Below are 16,190 nucleotides of genomic sequence, written 5' to 3' on the forward strand. Positions count from 1 at the left end.
GATGCACGTCCGGCGGGGCGACATCGTCGTCGTCGAACTCGATCCGACGCGCGGCTCCGAACAGCGGGGAACCGGACCCTGTCTCGTCGTCCAGAACGACGTCGGCAACGAAAACGCCCCGACGACGATCGTCGTCCCCTTTACCACGTCCTACGGGGGCGAACGCTATCCGTTCGAAGTGCTGATCCCCGCCGACGAGTGTGCCCTCCGCGAGGACTCGGTCGCGCTCTGTAGTCAGGTTCGAACCGTCTCGATCGACGACCGGATCACGGACATCGTCGGATCGGTGCCGGCCGATCGGATGGACGAGGTCGACACCGCGCTCGAGTACAGCCTCGGCTTGCGCGAGGTCTGAACGGCGTCTCTCGCGGCGGCACGGACCGTTCGCCTGGGTACTCCATAAAATACATTCGTTCCGAAGAACCAACTATCGTCGAATGCCCTCCAGACGCGAGCTACTGGCTGCTCTCGGAGCGACGGGTATCGCGGCCGCCGCGGGCTGCCTTGGCGGTCCGTCGGTCGATCCCGGAACGGACGAGTCGTACGCGTGGCCGACGGGCGGTGCGGACCGGCGGAACTCGAGAGCGATCCCCGACGGCGTCGCGCCGCGCGAGGACCCCACCGTCGACTGGCGCGTCGACCTCGAGTCAGCGGCCGCGGCCGCCGACCCGGTCGTGACCGACGGGACCGTCCTCGCGACGACCGGAACCGACGTGGTCGCGTTCGATCGGGCGAGCGGGGACCGGCGCTGGTCGATCGACCCGGACAACGAGGCCCACACCTACCGCGGGGCACCGACGGTGTACAAGGAGTTGGCATACCTCTCGGAGGTGAACACGGTGGTCGCTCGCGACCTCGAGAGCGGCGAGATCGAGTGGAGCGAGGCGTTCGAGGCGACCATCGGGCGGGGATCGCTACTGGTCACCGACGACGGGGATAACGGCCGCGTCTTCACCGCCGGCGGCAACGCCCTGCACGCGCTCGACGCCGGGACCGGCGAGCGACTGTGGGAACAGGAGCTACTGGGAACGCCGGAGTACTCGCTCGCCAAGTACACCGACTACGTCTACGTCGTGACCGACGGCGGCGAGTTGTACGCCGTCGACGAGTGGGGAACCGTCCAGTGGCGGCGAACCGTGGAGGCCGGCATCCGGAGCGGCCCGGCGGTGCGGTCACTGGACCACGGCGGGTCCGAGTGGGGCATCGCCGTCGTCGGCGGCGACGGAACGGTCGTGTACTTCGGGCCGGACGGAGCGCGGAGGTGGGAAGCCGAACTCGGCGGGTTCGGCGACGACGGCATCGCCATCGCCCACGGGACGGTACTCGCGCGGTCGGGATCGCGGGTGTTCGCGCTCGATCCGGCCGACGGAAACGTTCGCTGGCGGCTCGATCTCGGCGAGAGCGCGAGCAATCCACCGATTATCGTCGGCGACACGGTCTACGTCGGCGGCGATCGGCTCCGCGCGACCGATATCGACGGCGGGATCGGGGTTCGCTCGTACCGAGCCCGCCATCTGCGATTCGAGTACGAGCCCACTGGCGCGGTCGGCTTCGTCACCGCCGCCGACTCGAAGCTGTTCGTAACGACGAACGTCCGCGGTACCGGGGCCGATACCGCCGAACTGATCGTCCTCTCGTAATTACGAGCCGTCGCTCGCCGCGGCGGCCAGCTCCGCGTAGGCGTCCCACGACGGGTCGGCGTTCGGGTGCGCGAGCGGGTCACCGTCGACCAGCACCGCGCCGCCGTCGCCCTCGAGGGACTCGACGCGGCCGATCTCGGCGACCGGCGTCCCCCGATCCGCGAGCGCCTCGCGGACGTCGGCGACGCCGTCGGGGTCGACCGCGATCAGTAGCGAGCCACAGCTGGTCGCCGCCCAGGGATCGATCTCGAGCGCCGAACAAACCTCGCGGACGCCGGGGCGCAGCGGGACGGCGTCGCGGTCGATCGCGAACCGGGCGTCGGCCCCGTTGGCCATCTCGTTCAATGCACCGGCGAGCCCGCCCTCGGTCACGTCGTGCATCGCCCGGACCGGCCCCGCGGCGGCCGCCGTGAGGGCGTCCCGAACGGCATAGACCTCCTCGAGGCGGTCCTGTGCGTCCGCGATTACGCCGTCCGGGAGCGCAAGCTGGTCGCCGAAGAGCGTACTCAGCAGACCGACGGCTTCGACGGCGGGGCCGTTCGTCAAGAGGAGTCGATCGCCGGGGCGGGCCCCGTCGGGCCGAACGATGTCGGCGTGCTCGCCGACACCCATCGCGGTGGCAGCCCCGACCCACGGATGCGACGGATCGGCGTAGCGCGCCGTATGCCCCGTTACGACGGCGACCCCGAGATCCGCACACTCCGCGTGGATCGTCTCCCAGACCGTCGCGAACTCGGCGTCGGTCATCGTCTCCGGGAGCGTAAAACAGATCGAGAGATGCGACGGTGGGACGCCGCTGACGGCCACGTCCGCGAGGACGAGATCGAGGGCGAAGCGCGCCGCTCGCTCGAGGCCGAGGGCGGGAAGGATCGAGAGGGGGTCGGTCGCGGTGACCAGCGCCCGCTCGCCGATATCGAGGACGCCGAAGTCGACGCCGTGGGTCGGCCCGAGGGAAACGTCATCACGGTCGGCACCGAGGTTCGGCGCGATGTGCCGGTCGAAGAACGCGCGGTCGATTTTTCCGAGGTCGCTCACGGCTGACCGATACCAGTCAGACGACTTATGCGTACTGGTTCGCCCCCGTAATCGGCATCAGGCGGCGGCACCGGTTTCGATACCTCCCGCCGATTCGGTCCGAGTGAGGGACCCGCACGACGTATTTCACTACCAAACAGTGCAGGGTGAAAGACTAATCGGATACGCTCATAAGAAGGGATACTACTCATGATACCTGATATGTTCGGCTCGGTGACCGGCGGGTCCGCGAGACGGGGGAAGACGGAATGCACGGCATAATTCTGCAGACGCTCCAGTCGTTCGTCGTCGATACCTACGGCGAGGACGCCTGGCTGTCGATTCAGGAGGAAGCCGACATCGAAAAACGGGTCTACGTCCCGGTCACGGTCTATCCGGACGGCGATGTCTACGAAATCGCCCGCACTGCCGGCGACCTCACCGATCAGAGCCCGCGGACGATCCTCACCCAGTACGGGCAGTGGGTCGTCCCCGCGTTGCTCGAGACCTACGACCTCCATATCGATGACGACTGGGAGGGGCTCGAACTCATCGCGAACATTCAGCAGTTTCACACCTCGCTACGGACTCGAGACATGACGACGCTGACGACCCCGCGCATTCGGTCGGAGCGGGTCGACGGGAACCGCGTCCGGATCACCTACGATTCGGATCGGAAACTCTGTGACGTGGCTCGCGGCGCGATCCAGGGCGTCTCCGACCGCTTCGACGAGGACCTCGTCGCCGAGGAACGGACCTGCATGCATGAGGGCGACGACGCCTGCGTCTTCGACATTCGGCGGCGAGCGCCCGCCGAGACGGGCACGGCCAACGTACACAGCGGGGAGACGAATGACTGAGTCCCTCGAGGCGGGCGGGACGAATGACTCGTCGCCGCTCCCCAGGGCGATACAGTCGGACCGGCCGGGCGGCTTCGGCCTCGCGGCCGCCGCGGCGGGACTGGTCGTCGTCGCCGTCGCGGCGATCGCACTCGGCGGCCCGACCGCGGCCGTCCTCGGGGCCGGCGTCGCCGGCGTCGTCGCGACGGGCGGCACCGCGGCCGGGATCGCCGCGGCCTCGAACGCCCGAACCGCGCCGCGCCAGCGCGACCGACTGCGCGAGGGGATCGCCGACGTGACCGAGCGCGCCGGCCGCCTCGAGGCCGGCGAGTACGACGACTGCTTCGACGGCGACCGCGACGACGAGTTCGCGGGCCTCGAGTCGTCGCTGGCCGGGATTCGTCGTCAGTTGGCCGAACGCGACCGGACGGACCGATCGCTCGACGAACTCGAGCGGACCGTCCAGACCCATGCGGAGACGACGCGAGCGGTCGCCGCGGGCGATCTCACCCGGCGGTTCGAGCGCCCGGGTACCCACGAGTCGCTCGACGAGTTGGCCGACAACTCCAACGCGATGCTCGCGGAGATCGAGGACACTTTCGGGACGCTGAAGTCCTTTTCCGGCGAGGTCGTCACGTACAGCCGCGAACTCACGACCAGCATGGAGACGGTGCAGACGGAAGGCGAACGCACGAGCGAGGCGCTGACCGAGGTCGTCGCGGACAACAGGGAACAAAACGAGCAGCTGCGGACCGTTACGGCCGAGATGGAGAACTTCTCGACGACGGTCGAGGAGATCGCTGCGACCGCCTCCGAGGTCGCCGATACCGCCGACCGGACCGCACGCGTCGGCCGGCAGGGGAGCGAGGCCGCGGGCGATGCGATCACCGGCATGGACGTGATCGACACCGAGACCGAACGAACCCTCGAGGAGATCGAGGGGCTCGAGGCCGAGGCCGAACGGATCGACGAACTGATCGAGTCGATCAGCGAGATCGCCGAGCAGACCAACATGCTGGCGCTGAACGCCAACATCGAGGCGACCCGTTCGGACGGGACCGGCGGCGAAGGCTTCGGCGCGGTCGCCGACGAGATTCAGACCCTCTCCGAGGAGGTCTACGACTCGGTCCAGACCGTCGAAAAGCGCCTCGAGGGGCTCAAGGAGCGGGCGATGGCCGCCGCCGACGAGGTCCGGACCAGCCGCAGTCGGATCGAGGACAGCGTCGCTGACGTCGAGGACGCCGCGACCGCGCTCGAGGAGGTCGCCGGGCTCGCCGAGGAGACCAACGACGGCGTTCAGGAAATCTCGGCGGCGACCCAACAGCAGGCGTCGACGACCCAGCAGGTCGTCGTGCTGGTCGAGGACGCCGCCGAGACGAGCGCGACGACGGCAGCGACTTCGGCGCGAGCGGCCCGCCGGGCGTCGGCCCAGGCGGAGGCGCTCTCCCACGTCGCCCGGAGCGCGACCGTCCTGACCGAACAGGCCGGCGAGTTGAACGCACAGCTCGTGGCCTACGACACCGAGAGCGGCTACGACCTGCCGGAGCCACGGATCGCCGACGACGTCGATCCGGAGGCCGTCTCGACGGCCGACGCGACGCCGGAGACGACCGGCGACGGCGGCACCGCGTCTCGATAGCGACGACCCGACCGACAGCGGCCATCGGCTCGCGGCCACGTTCCGAACCGTCGTCCGATAACGTCTATTGGTTTCGTTTACCTCCTCTCGAAAGGTCCAAAGGTTACAGACAAGAGTCAAGGCCATCCCTGGATTATCGGGGATGGATGGCGTATTCCTTCGGGTCGCGGACCGATCACGACCTCGAGTTCTCCGCGAGCGAACTCACGGGTGCGCTAGGGGATTCGGTTACGGTCCTGCCGCTGCTGGTCGCGCTCGGGGCGACGACGAGCGTCTCGCTGCCCCACGTGCTGGTCGGGTTCGGCGTCTTTCAGATCGTCTGGGGGCTCTACTACGGCCTGCCGCTGTCCGTCGAACCGATGAAGGCGCTGCTCGGGCTGGCGGTCGTCGGCGCGCTTTCATACGCCGAACTGGCCGCGGCCGGACTGCTCGCCGGCGGGGTTCTCCTCGCCGTCGGGAGACTCGGACTCGTCGGTCGGCTCCAGCGGGTGGTCGGCGAGCCGGTCATCCGCGGCGTGCAACTCGCCGTGGCCTTGCTCCTGCTCGAGGCGGCGGTCGACCTCTCGATCGGTGATCCGCCGATGGCGGTGGGCGGGCTCGCCGTGGTCGGCCTGCTGGCGCTCGTCGGCTACCGGCAGGCGAGCGTGCTGGTCGTACTCGGGCTCGGAGCGGTCGCGGCCGTCGCGGCGGCCGGCGTTCCGACGCCGACGCTGCCGGAACTCGCGGTGTTTCCAGCCGGATCGCCGTCGTTCACCGGGGCCGCCGTCGAGGGGACCGTCGCCCAGTTGGGAATGACGGTCGGCAACGCCGCGATCGCGACTGCCCTGCTCTGTGGCGACCTCTACGACCGGGAGGTCTCGGCGGACGCGCTCTCGACGAGCATGGGCGTGACCTGCCTCGCGGCGATCCCGCTGGGCGGCGTCCCGATGTGTCACGGCAGCGGCGGCCTCGCCGGCAAGTACGCCTTCGGCGCGCGAACCGGCGGCGCGAACGTCCTGCTCGGCATCGGCTACCTCGCGCTCGCGCCGGTCGCCGCCGGGGCCGTACTCGCCGCCTTCCCGATGGCAGTTCTGGGCGTGTTGCTCGTCGTCGTGGCGCTCGAGTTGGCTCGCGCGGCGGTCGCGGCCGTCGCCGATCGTCGATCGCTCGCGGTGGTCGCCGCCGTCGGAGTCGCCGGTTTCGCCGGCAACGTCGGCGTCGCGTTCGTCCTCGGCAGCGTCGGCTTTCGGCTCGTCTCGCGGTCGGCGTGGGGCGCAAGCGGCGTCGGCGAGCCGGACGACCTTTGATGCCCGAGCCCCAACCGCCACCGATGAGCGCGAGCTGGGCCGATCTCTTCGACCGCGGCGCGGAGTACGACGGCGATCACGAGGCGATTCGGGACGCACTCGCGGCGATCCGGGAGGACGGCGATGCCTGACCGCGACGAACCGAACCCCGCCCGCGTCGTCGCCGACGCCGACGTGCTCGCGGCGGACCTGCTCGTCGGCGGCGACGCGCGCGAGGCGCTGGATCACGTCCGCCGCCACTCCTGGATCGACCTCGTCGCCAGCGACCCGCTGCTCAAGCAGACGGAACGGCTCGTGACGGCGCTGGCCGACGCCGACCTCGCCGCGGATCACCGCGACCGGCTCGAGGCAGAGCGCATCGCGGTCGACCAGCCCGCGGGGGACCATCCCGGACTGGCGTCGGCCTATCAGGGGAACGCGGCGCACCTGCTCTCGAACGACGACCGGCTTCGATCGGCGACGGCCGGGCTCACCCTGCAGCCCCGCGTCTCCGTCAGCATCCGCCCGCCGGACGCGTTCGCCCGCCTGTTCGACCCCGCGAGCCTGTACGCGGTCGTCGCGGACGGCGAGTACCCGGGACCGGACCGGGACCCACGAGCCTGACGGCGGTCGCGGCGACGCGATATCGGCCCGCTGCATCCTCGCGAAGCCACCGCAGTTCGGGACCCTTATTTGCCAGGGGCGCATCAGTAGTGAGGGGTAATGAACGATCTACGAACCGGGTTGAGCTACGGTGACGTGCTCCTCGTCCCGAACCGCTCGCCAGTCGATAGCCGCAGCGATGTCGACCTCTCGACGCGGCTCACGCCGACCGTCGAACTGGACGCGCCGCTCGTCTCCGCCGCGATGGATACCGTCACGGAGGCCGAACTAGCGATCGAACTCTCACGCGCCGGCGGGATCGGCGTCGTTCACCGCTTTCTCACGCCGGACGAGCAGGCCGAACAGGTCGAACGGGTAACGGCCGCCGACGAGCAGGTGGCCGCCGCGGTGGGGATCAACGAGGACTACGTCGGCCGCAGCGCCGCACTGATCGACGCCGGCGTCGACGCGCTCGTCGTCGACGTAGCCCACGGCCACCTCGAGCGGTCGCTCGAGGCCGTCGAGACGCTCCGGGCGGCGTTCCCGGACACGGACCTCGTCGCCGGCAACGTCGCGACGCCGGCGGGTGTCGAGGACCTCGCGGCCGCCGGCGCGGACTGCGTGAAAGTCGGCATCGGCCCCGGCTCCCACTGCACCACCCGAAAGGTCGCCGGCGCGGGCGTCCCGCAACTGACCGCCGTCGACGACTGTGCGACGGCGGCCGAGGAGTTGGACGTGACGATCTGTGCCGACGGCGGGATTCGAACGTCCGGCGACGCCGTCAAGGCCCTGATGGCGGGAGCCGACACGGTGATGCTGGGAAGTCTACTGGCCGGAACCGAGGAAGCACCCGGCGCGGTCGTGGAAGTCGACGGCGCTCGGTACAAGCGCTCGCGGGGCATGGCGACCACCACGGCCGCCGAGAACCGTGACGACAAGGACGCCGACGTTCGCGCCGACGAGGGCGTCGAGGCCCTGACGCCGTACAAGGGGCCGGTCGGCGACGTCGCCGACGAGTTCTGTGCAGGCATGCAGTCCGGACTCTCCTACTGCGGCGGGGAGACGATCCCCGCGGCTCGCCGACACGCCGAATTCATCCGCGTCGCCCCCAGCGCGAAGGAGCGCGAGGGGTACCACGCGGATCAGGACTGGGAGGGCGTCAGCGTCGATAGCGAAGCGAAGACGGTCACCGAAGCACAGCTCGAGGCGGACGACGAGGCGGTCGAGACCGCCGCAGAGGGAGACGACTGACCGCCGATCGAGACCCGGCGCGTTACTCGTCGCGGCCGGCGTACCACTCCGCGAACGTCGCCAGCGCGCGGCCGCGGTGTGAAATCGCGTTCTTCTCCACAGTGCTCATCTCGGCCATCGTCGTCCCGTTGTACTCGAAGATGGGATCGTAGCCGAATCCGCCCTCGCCGCGGGGCGCGACGAGGGTGCCCGCGACCGAGCCCGCGAACGTCTCGGTCCCGTCCTCGTCGGCGTACGCGAGGACGGTCCGGAACGTCGCGCGGCGGTTTTCCTCCACCTCCGCGAGTCGCCAGAGCCGCTCGACACCGACGGTGTCCTCGACGTACGCCGAGTACGGCCCCGGAAAGCCGCCCAGCGCGTCGACGAACAGCCCCGCGTCATCGACCAGTACCGGCTCGTCGCCCCCCAACTGCTCGAACGCCTCCCGGGCACCGTGGGCGGCGATCTCCTCGAGCGAGTCGCTCTGGACCTCGGTGTAGTCGTACTCGATCTGTTCGACGGGCTCGATCCCCGCGAGGTAGTCCCGCGCCTCGCGAACCTTCCCCGCGTTGCCGGTCACGAATCGAATGGCCATGTACGAGGCGGCGTCCGCGGACGGAAAATAGGCGTCGGTTGCCCGTTCGCCCCTCGAATCCCGGTCCGCGAAAGCAGCAAACAGGATGGACGGAGAACACGACGTATGAACGTCACCGAGTGGGACGATCCCGACCGGATCGATGCCCTCCCGGGCGGCGAGCGCTCGCCGCCCCTCGAGGCGGGCGATTCGTACGTCGTCCCGCCGGGAACGGTCCACGGCGTGCGAGCCCTCGAGCCGTGTCGCGTCGTCGACGCGTTCGCACCGCCGCTCGGGGCGGACACGTCAGAGTAGCGACCGCGTTCGCGGCGGCTCCTCGCTACAGCTCGAGGGCCTCCATCACGGCCGCCTCCGCCTTCCGGAGGTGTTCGGCGGCCGTCCCGGGCGCACAGTCGAGTTCGGCGGCGACGTCTTCGACGCCCGCCGAGCGGGGAACGTCGAAGTACCCCAGCTCGCGGGCGACCCGCAGCGTCTCCCGCTGGCGCGCCGTCAGCGTGCCGACCGCGGCGTCACCCCCGTCGTACTCGCCGACCCGGTCGACGGTCGTCTCGATGCCGTCGGGGATGCCCTCGAGCACGCGCCGGAGGTCGTCCGAGTCGCCGACGACGGAAAACCGGACCGTCCAGTCCGACCGGTACTCCACCGGCGGTAAAACGACCAGACTGCGCTCGGTGAACAGATCGAGGAGTCGGGCGTCCACCTCGGCGGGCAGATCGCGGACGTAGACGGTGAACGTCCGGTCGCCGGTCCGCGTGAGTTCGTAGTCGCTCACCCGGCCGGTATCCGCGAGCGCGGCCTCGTAGACATCCGGATCGCCGACGACGTGGAAAATAAAGACGTTGTCGTCGTCCCCCGCGAAGTTGCCGTGAACCATCCGATAGGCATCGAACGCGTCGCTTTCGGCGACGAAGCGATGCATCGGATGGATCGTCGCAGCGTCGTAACGCAGCGTGAGTCGAACCGTCTTCACGGCCGGAGGGTCCGGTCTGCATATATAAATAGCCTAGCCAGTGACGCAGAATCGACTCGGCTCCCGCGTCCGAAGCGGCAGCCATGACATCGGACTCGACGCTCGAGTCACGACCGACCGAGAGCGCCGCTTCGATCGGGGCCGCGGAACTCGAGGGCCTGCTCGGCGACGCGGTCCTCGGTCGGGACGACCACGAGAACGCGCCCGCGGTCGTGATCCGGCCGGACGAGGTACAGACGGTGCTCGCGACGCTCCGGGACGAGGCGGGCTTCGATCACTGCGCCTGTGTCACCGCCCAGGAGTACCCGGACCGGTTCGAGACGATCTATCACCTGCAATCCTACGCCGACCCGACGCGGGAGGTGAGCGTCGTGGTCCCGACGCCGGCCGACGAGCCGAGAAGCGAGTCGGCAACGCCGGTCTTCGAGACGGCCGACTGGCACGAGCGCGAGGCCTACGACCTCATCGGCATCGAGTACGAGGGCCACCCGGACCTGCGACGGATTCTCCTCCCCGAGACGTGGCAGGGCCATCCGCTCTCGCTGGACTACGATCAGGAACAGTCACAGATCGTCACCCTCTCGGAACACGCGAACCCGATCGCGGGCGACGAACACGACGCCGCCTCGGAGACGATGTTCCTCAACATCGGCCCGCACCATCCCTCGACACACGGCGTCCTCCACGTAAAGGCCGTGTTGGACGGCGAGACGGTCGTCGACGTCGATCCCGACATCGGCTACATCCACCGGTGCGAGGAACAGCTGTGTCAGCAGAGCACGTACCGTCACCAGATCATGCCCTATCCGGACCGCTGGGACTGGGTGTCCGCGGGGCTCCTGAACGAGTGGGCCTACGCCCGGGCCGCGGAGGACCTGGCCGACATCGCGGTGCCCGACTACGCGCAGGTGATCCGGACGATGGGTGCCGAACTCTCGCGGCTGGCCTCGCACTTCATCGCCGTCGGTACCTACGCGCTTGACATCGTCGGCGAGTTCTGTGCCGCCTTCCAATATGCCATCCGGGACCGCGAACTCGTCCTCGACTGTCTCGAGGAGTTGACCGGCCAGCGGATGATGTTCAACTACTTCCGGCTGGGCGGGGTCGCCTGGGACCTGCCCGACCCCCGCGGGGAGTTCATCGCGGACGTTCGGGACATCCTCGACGGCTTCCCCGCGAAACTCGAGGAGTATCACGACCTGCTGGTCACCAACGAGATCTTCCAGCGCCGCTGTGTCGACACCGGCGTCTTGGAGCCCGATACCGCAAAACAGTACGGCTGTACCGGCCCCGTCGCCCGCGGCTCCGGCATCGACTACGACCGCCGCCGGGACGACCCCTACGGCTACTATCCGCACCTCGAGTGGGACGTCGTCACCGAACCCGACGGCGACAACTTCGCGCGGCTGCTCGTTCGACTACGGGAGATCGAGGAGTCCGCGAAGATCGTCGCGCAATGTCTCGACCTGCTCGCCGACTGGCCCGAGGACGAACGGACCCTTCGGAGCAACGTTCCCCGGACGCTCAAGCCGGACGCCGGAACCGAGACCTACCGCGCCGTCGAGGGGGCGAAAGGCGAACTCGGGATCTACATCCGCGCGGACGGGACCGACACGCCGGCGCGGTTCAAGATCCGCAGCCCCTGTTTCTCGAACCTCTCCGCGCTGCCCGAGATCGCTCGCGGCGAGTACGTCGCCGATCTGATCGCGGCGATCGGGAGCCTCGACTGTATCATGGGCGAAGTCGACCGCTGAGCGCCGCTCGGGAGCGGCGGCTCGCAGCGCCGCGATCGCGCTCGAAAACGCAGTCCGGCGGTCAGTCGTCGCTCTCGTCGACGATGACTTCGACCGGCTCGTCGGCGGTCTCGTCGCTTGCCGCGGTGGCCCCCTGTTCCTGTTGCCAGAGGAGCGCCCCGGCGACGGCGACGACGATCCACGAGCGCCAGTTGGCGAGGTTCAGGGTGTAGCCGACGCCGAAGGGCTTCTCGACGAGCATCCCCTCCCCGGGCTGCCAGTACGACGAGAGCATGCGGCTGATGCTCGGTCGTTCGAAGTTGTACGGGACCCCAAGAATCTCACCGGAAGTCGGCTTGTCTGCCATGGCCGGTGATACGTCCTCCCCTGATAAGAGTATTGTGTGCTGTGACGATCGTTGCAATCGGGCGATCGCGGTCCGGTCGAACCGGCCTTACGACTGGTAGCGCCCGCGCCCTTCGATGTCACGCAGGCGCTCGAGCACGCGCTCCGCGCCGACCGCGCGGTACCCCTCCCGGACCGCCTCGCGGAGCGGCGCGGGGTCGTCGGCGGTGCCGACGAGGCTCTGATCGAACACGTGCAGATCCATCGCGTAGTCCTCGACGTGGTCGGTGTGATAGCCGAGTCCGAAGTCGATGAGATACGTCCGCTCGTCGTCGACTCTCACGTTCCGAGTCGTCGGATCACCGTGGACGACCCCCGCGCGGTGGAGCCGTGCGAGGTGCCGGCCGACGGCACGAACCCGTGCGGGCGACAGCCCCGCCTGGAGGTCATGGTCGCCGACGTACTCGAGTTCCAGCCGTGCCTCGCGGGGATCGACATCGGAGAGGACCGGCGTCGGAACGCCCTCGCGGCGAGCCAGGCTCGTGAGCCGGGCCTCGAGCGTCGTCCGCTCCGTGCGGAGGCGCTCGTCGAGGGCGGGATGGCGGTAGGTCTTGGCCCGGCGGCGCTTCGTGACGCGGCCGGCGGCGGGCTCGAGGTCGACGACCGCTTCGGCACCGCGGACCTGCCGGTCACCCTCCGTCACTGTGCCGCGGCCGGCAGCGAGTTCGGGTTCGTCGGCCCGCCAGGTAACCGGCACTTGGTCGGGTCGGAAATCGGGGTCGACGCGCGAGTCCGCGAGCGCGAGCGTGTCGCCGGCGGCGTACATCTTCGCGCCGAGGACGGCGATCATCCCCGCGTTGTCCCGCAGGAAACGAGGTTCGGGTGCGTGGAACGCCGCTCCGCGCTGGGCACACATCTCGCCTAACATCTCGCGCAGGCGGTCGTTCTGGCCGACGCCGCCGCCGAGGACGAGTTCATCGCTCCCGGTCAACGAGAGCGCGCGCTCGGACACTTCGGTTAGCATGCCGAAGATGTTCTCCTGCAGGGAATAGCAGATGTCCGCGACCGGCACGTCGTCGTTGTAGGCATCCTTTGCAGCGCTCATAATGCCCGAAAACGAGAAGTCCATCCCCTTGACGACGTAGGGGAGCTCGACGTACTCGCCGTCTTTCGCCGCCGCCTCGACCTTCGGCCCGCCCGGGTGGGACCAGCCGACGTGACGGGTGAACTTGTCGATCGCGTTGCCGACGCCGGTGTCCATCGTCTCGCCGAGCACGCGATAGCGCCCGTTGCGGTAGGCCAGCAGGTGTGCGTTCGCGCCGCTGGCATTGAGACAGACCGGCGCGTCGAAGTCGGCGGTGTGGCGACCGATCTCGAGGTGGGCCACCATGTGATTGACACCGACCAGCGGGACGTCTATGGCCTGGCTCAGCGCTCGGGCAGCCGTGCCGACGATCCGGAGACAGGGGCCGAGTCCAGGTCCGCGGGAGAACGCGACCGCATCGACCGGCGGGTCGTCCGCCGGACCGTCGTGAGTCTCGCGGGCGTGCTCGAGCGCCTGTTCGACGACGCGCGGCACGGCGTCGTGCATGTGCTCGGCGGCTTCGCGGGGGTGGATGCCGCCGCTCTCGGGCTGGTAGGCGTCGCTCTCGATGACGATTTCGTCGCGTTCGGCATCGAAGACCGCTGCGCTGGCGGCCCAGGCAGTGCCTTCGATCCCGAGGATACGGGGGGTGTCAGTCACGGATGAAAACGGCGGATAGCGGCGTTCGACGTGCCACGGTCGTCGTCGGCACGTCGCCCATCAGTCGGGTGTTACTCCCACTCGGTGTAGCTGCACTTCCCGCAGTGCTTGCGGTCGCCGTGGTCGGCGAGGAAGACGTCACCACAGCGGGGACACAGCTCGCCGTTGGTGCTGCCGTCGTCGTTGTAGAGTTCGTGTCGCGCCATGTTATGCTTCCTCCGCGTCGGCTTCTTCGTCCACACCGATCTTGTTTCGCTCGAGCATGTGGTCCTGCTCGACCTCGCGGGCGTAGTCGTCGGTCTCGTAGACCTTCGCCTGCCCGACGGTCTTGCGCATCCCGAACTTGGTGTCGAGTTTGCGGATGACGACCTCGTCGGCGTCCTTGTTCAACTTCGCCGCGAGGCTGTCGCGGACCTGCAGGCGGGAGGGCGTGGCGTCCTCGTGGACGAGTTCGAAGGTCACGTCCGTTCGATGCAACATGGGGTTCTCCGTTTCGGAGATGATGTCGACGTCCATGATATCACTCAGTTACCTTACTATCCCCGTGTAGCGCCTAAAAGGATTTCGAAGCGGCCCACCCGCCTCAGGGAACGCGGTTATCGACGGACCCGGTCGGACGGTGGCGGTCGGCGGTCGACCCGGCTTACGAGAGGGCGACCAGTCCTCGCGGCGTTTGCGACTCGAGACTGGCCGGCCAGTCGATGTCGATCGCGGCCCACGAGTCGCCGAAGTCGCGCGTGACGAAGAGGCCGCGGTTGGTCACGGCGTAGACGGTTTCCGGTCGGCCCGTCGTCGCGAACACCGCTCGGACGACGCCCTCGCCGGTCGGCAGACCGCGGCCGTCGAGTCGCTCCCAGGCCCGCTGGTCCTCGCGCCGGTAGACGTACGACGCCGCGCGACTCGCCGTATGGGCCGTCGACGCACCGCGCGCACTCGAGACGAGCACGCGGTCGGGATCGTCGGGAGCGGGGACGACGCTCCAGCAGTAGGTGTGTTCGAGTCCATTCTGGGGGCATCGCCACGTCTCGCCGCCGTCATCGCTCTCGGCGTAGCCGTCGCCGGCCGCGGCGTAGAGCCGCCCCTCGCGGTCGGGATGGGCAGCCAGACTGTGATTGTCACGGCGCGCTCCCGGCGGCCGCTCGTGCCAGGTTTCGCCGCCATCTGGCGTGTACGCGAACGCGCCCGCCTCGATCCCGACGTACAGTCGGTCGGGATCGAACGGGTCGACCTCGAGCCAGCGGACGTGGTGGGTGTCGGGCCGCGGCGGGAACGACCACTCACTTGCCGAGGGGAGGTCGGTCAGGCCCTCCAGACGGGTCCACGAGTCGCCGCCGTCGCGCGACCGGGAGACCCGGCTGGGTTCGGTCCCGGCGTAGACGACCTGCGAGTCGTGCGGACTGATCGTCACTGCCGTCACGCGATCGGGCTCAGTGTCGGCCGCCGGCGTCCGCGCGCCGGCCGCAAACCGGGTCTCGAGGCGGTCGAACGTCTCACCGCCGTCGGCGCTTCGAAACAGGCCGTCCGCGACGGTCCCGACGTAGTAGCGGGCCGGTCGGTTGTGGACCGCCGCGACGCACTCGAGATCGCGGCCCTCGAGTCGGGTCTCCGTCGTCCAGTCGTCGGGGTCGGTCGCGTCGCCTGTACAGACGAGCAGTCGGTCTCGGAACGTGACGGCTACCGTCGCCATACGAGACCCAACGAGGGCCACCCGGATACAACTCACCCCGGTGTCTCGAGCCGGGTCGGCGCGGGCTCACTCGCCGTATGATCGGTCGCGGCCGAGTATCCGCGTTTCACCGGTCCCCGGCCGCCGCATGTTCGATTTCGCGACCGCTAACCCGTAGGAACCGCTCACCGGGAGGGACCGGTTGGAGGCCGGTCGCGTTCACGATCGGTCTCGGATCGCGGACGGTCGCCGCCGACGAGCGTCGGCATGAGTCGGGCCTCGATCCGACGGAGGTGTTGGCCGACGGTCCCGGCGGAACACTCGAGTCGGGCGGCGACGTCGCCGTACGTCACCCGGCGGGGTACCTCGTAGTACCCCTCGTCGACCGCGACGCGCAGGACCTCCCGCTGGCGGGCCGTCAGGTCGGCGATGAGGCGTTGGGCGGACGGCTCGTAGTCGACCAGGCGCTCGATTTCGACGTCGACGATCGCCCGTGTCTCCTCGATGACCCGCCGTAACGCGTCCCCGCGGCCGATCTCCGAGACGCGAAGGCTCCGGTTCCTCGCGCCGGTATACTCGAGGGGGTACTCCAACACCACCGCGTGTCGGTGATGGATCGCGAGGAGTTCCCGCGTGAGGTCGCTGGGCCGATAGTGCAACTGGAGCACCGTCGTCTCGGCGGCATCGGTGAAGTGATAGTCGACGACGGTCGGACCCGTCTCCTCGAGCGCGCTTCGGGCGGCCGCTCGCTCCCCACGGATCACCTGTTGGGCGACGATCGTTCCGTCGTCGAGCGGATCGACGTTCCGAACGGATTCGAACGTGACGCCCCGCTCACGGAGGCGTTCCGCGCCCCGATCGAAGTAGCCTCGTGGTGGCGTGATAACAAACGTCGCGCATCGCATGC

The 16,190-nt window shown here is 69.0% G+C and carries 19 protein-coding genes; 10 read left to right on the forward strand and 9 right to left on the reverse strand.

The window, feature by feature from the left end:
• Position 1: 1 nt before the first annotated feature.
• Together FGF80_RS07100 and FGF80_RS07105 are read left to right on the forward strand one after the other, a co-directional pair.
• Positions 2–355, forward strand: coding sequence for a type II toxin-antitoxin system PemK/MazF family toxin (locus FGF80_RS07100; protein WP_006185810.1), 354 nt, complete (start codon positions 2–4; stop codon positions 353–355).
• Positions 356–437: 82 nt separating this feature from the next.
• The gene (locus FGF80_RS07105; protein ID WP_138653027.1) at positions 438–1,640 is read left to right on the forward strand and encodes an outer membrane protein assembly factor BamB family protein; all 1,203 of its coding nucleotides are present in this window, start codon (positions 438–440) and stop codon (positions 1,638–1,640) included.
• On the opposite strand, the gene FGF80_RS07110 is transcribed toward FGF80_RS07105, so the two are convergent.
• Positions 1,641–2,675: an AIR synthase family protein gene (locus tag FGF80_RS07110; RefSeq protein ID WP_138653029.1), complete on the reverse strand. Its 1,035-nt coding sequence runs from the start codon at positions 2,673–2,675 to the stop codon at positions 1,641–1,643.
• Positions 2,676–2,923: 248 nt separating this feature from the next.
• Between FGF80_RS07110 and FGF80_RS07115 the strand changes: the two genes are divergently transcribed.
• The 6 genes from FGF80_RS07115 (at position 2,924) to FGF80_RS07135 (ending at position 8,251) form a co-directional block, all read left to right on the forward strand.
• Entirely contained in the window at positions 2,924–3,514 is a 591-nt protein-coding gene (locus tag FGF80_RS07115) for a heme NO-binding domain-containing protein (RefSeq protein ID WP_138653031.1), read from the forward strand.
• Positions 3,507–5,132 (forward strand): methyl-accepting chemotaxis protein, encoded by a 1,626-nt coding sequence (locus FGF80_RS07120; protein ID WP_138653033.1) that lies wholly within the window; start codon positions 3,507–3,509, stop codon positions 5,130–5,132. The genes FGF80_RS07115 and FGF80_RS07120 overlap by 8 nt, the downstream gene beginning before the upstream one ends.
• 146 nt (positions 5,133–5,278) lie before the next feature.
• Entirely contained in the window at positions 5,279–6,418 is a 1,140-nt protein-coding gene (locus FGF80_RS07125) for a putative sulfate/molybdate transporter (RefSeq protein WP_138653035.1), read from the forward strand.
• A complete protein-coding gene (locus tag FGF80_RS19760; protein WP_269150346.1) occupies positions 6,418–6,549 on the forward strand; it encodes a hypothetical protein in 132 nt (43 codons plus the stop codon). The genes FGF80_RS07125 and FGF80_RS19760 overlap by 1 nt, the downstream gene beginning before the upstream one ends.
• Positions 6,542–7,021, forward strand: a complete 480-nt coding sequence (locus tag FGF80_RS07130; RefSeq protein ID WP_138653037.1) for a DUF7384 family protein — start codon at positions 6,542–6,544, stop codon at positions 7,019–7,021. The genes FGF80_RS19760 and FGF80_RS07130 overlap by 8 nt, the downstream gene beginning before the upstream one ends.
• A gap of 99 nt (positions 7,022–7,120) precedes the next feature.
• Positions 7,121–8,251, forward strand: a complete 1,131-nt coding sequence (locus tag FGF80_RS07135; RefSeq protein WP_138653039.1) for a guanosine monophosphate reductase — start codon at positions 7,121–7,123, stop codon at positions 8,249–8,251.
• A gap of 22 nt (positions 8,252–8,273) precedes the next feature.
• On the opposite strand, the gene FGF80_RS07140 is transcribed toward FGF80_RS07135, so the two are convergent.
• Positions 8,274–8,825, reverse strand: coding sequence for an XTP/dITP diphosphatase (locus FGF80_RS07140; protein ID WP_138653041.1), 552 nt, complete (start codon positions 8,823–8,825; stop codon positions 8,274–8,276).
• Positions 8,826–8,930: 105 nt separating this feature from the next.
• On the opposite strand from FGF80_RS07140, the gene FGF80_RS07145 reads away from it, so the two are divergent.
• The gene (locus tag FGF80_RS07145) at positions 8,931–9,119 is read left to right on the forward strand and encodes a cupin domain-containing protein (protein ID WP_006185821.1); all 189 of its coding nucleotides are present in this window, start codon (positions 8,931–8,933) and stop codon (positions 9,117–9,119) included.
• A gap of 25 nt (positions 9,120–9,144) precedes the next feature.
• Here FGF80_RS07145 and FGF80_RS07150 read toward each other — a convergent pair whose 3' ends face one another.
• Positions 9,145–9,795, reverse strand: coding sequence for a helix-turn-helix domain-containing protein (locus tag FGF80_RS07150; RefSeq protein ID WP_006185822.1), 651 nt, complete (start codon positions 9,793–9,795; stop codon positions 9,145–9,147).
• 83 nt (positions 9,796–9,878) lie between these two features.
• Here FGF80_RS07150 and FGF80_RS07155 point away from each other — a divergent pair, with 83 nt between their 5' ends.
• Complete coding sequence (locus FGF80_RS07155) at positions 9,879–11,549, forward strand: NADH-quinone oxidoreductase subunit D (protein WP_138653043.1); 1,671 nt, start codon at positions 9,879–9,881, stop codon at positions 11,547–11,549.
• 61 nt (positions 11,550–11,610) lie between these two features.
• Here the strand turns inward: FGF80_RS07155 and FGF80_RS07160 are convergent, their stop codons facing one another.
• The 6 genes from FGF80_RS07160 to FGF80_RS07185 all read right to left on the reverse strand — a co-directional run bounded on the left by FGF80_RS07160 (position 11,611) and on the right by FGF80_RS07185 (position 16,188).
• Positions 11,611–11,895, reverse strand: coding sequence for a DUF5808 domain-containing protein (locus tag FGF80_RS07160; RefSeq protein WP_006185824.1), 285 nt, complete (start codon positions 11,893–11,895; stop codon positions 11,611–11,613).
• A gap of 87 nt (positions 11,896–11,982) precedes the next feature.
• Positions 11,983–13,617: a bifunctional N(6)-L-threonylcarbamoyladenine synthase/serine/threonine protein kinase gene (locus FGF80_RS07165; RefSeq protein WP_138653045.1), complete on the reverse strand. Its 1,635-nt coding sequence runs from the start codon at positions 13,615–13,617 to the stop codon at positions 11,983–11,985.
• Between the two features lie 71 nt (positions 13,618–13,688).
• Positions 13,689–13,823, reverse strand: a complete 135-nt coding sequence (locus tag FGF80_RS07170; RefSeq protein ID WP_006185826.1) for a 30S ribosomal protein S27ae — start codon at positions 13,821–13,823, stop codon at positions 13,689–13,691.
• Between the two features lies 1 nt (position 13,824).
• Positions 13,825–14,133: a 30S ribosomal protein S24e gene (locus tag FGF80_RS07175; RefSeq protein WP_006185827.1), complete on the reverse strand. Its 309-nt coding sequence runs from the start codon at positions 14,131–14,133 to the stop codon at positions 13,825–13,827.
• A gap of 127 nt (positions 14,134–14,260) precedes the next feature.
• The gene (locus FGF80_RS07180; RefSeq protein ID WP_138653047.1) at positions 14,261–15,304 is read right to left on the reverse strand and encodes a WD40/YVTN/BNR-like repeat-containing protein; all 1,044 of its coding nucleotides are present in this window, start codon (positions 15,302–15,304) and stop codon (positions 14,261–14,263) included.
• A gap of 164 nt (positions 15,305–15,468) precedes the next feature.
• Positions 15,469–16,188 (reverse strand): helix-turn-helix domain-containing protein, encoded by a 720-nt coding sequence (locus FGF80_RS07185; protein WP_138653049.1) that lies wholly within the window; start codon positions 16,186–16,188, stop codon positions 15,469–15,471.
• Between the last annotated feature and the right edge of the window lie 2 nt (positions 16,189–16,190).

This window comes from Natrinema pallidum (genome assembly GCF_005890195.1).
In the GTDB taxonomy this organism is placed as follows: Archaea; Halobacteriota; Halobacteria; order Halobacteriales; family Natrialbaceae; genus Natrinema; species Natrinema pallidum.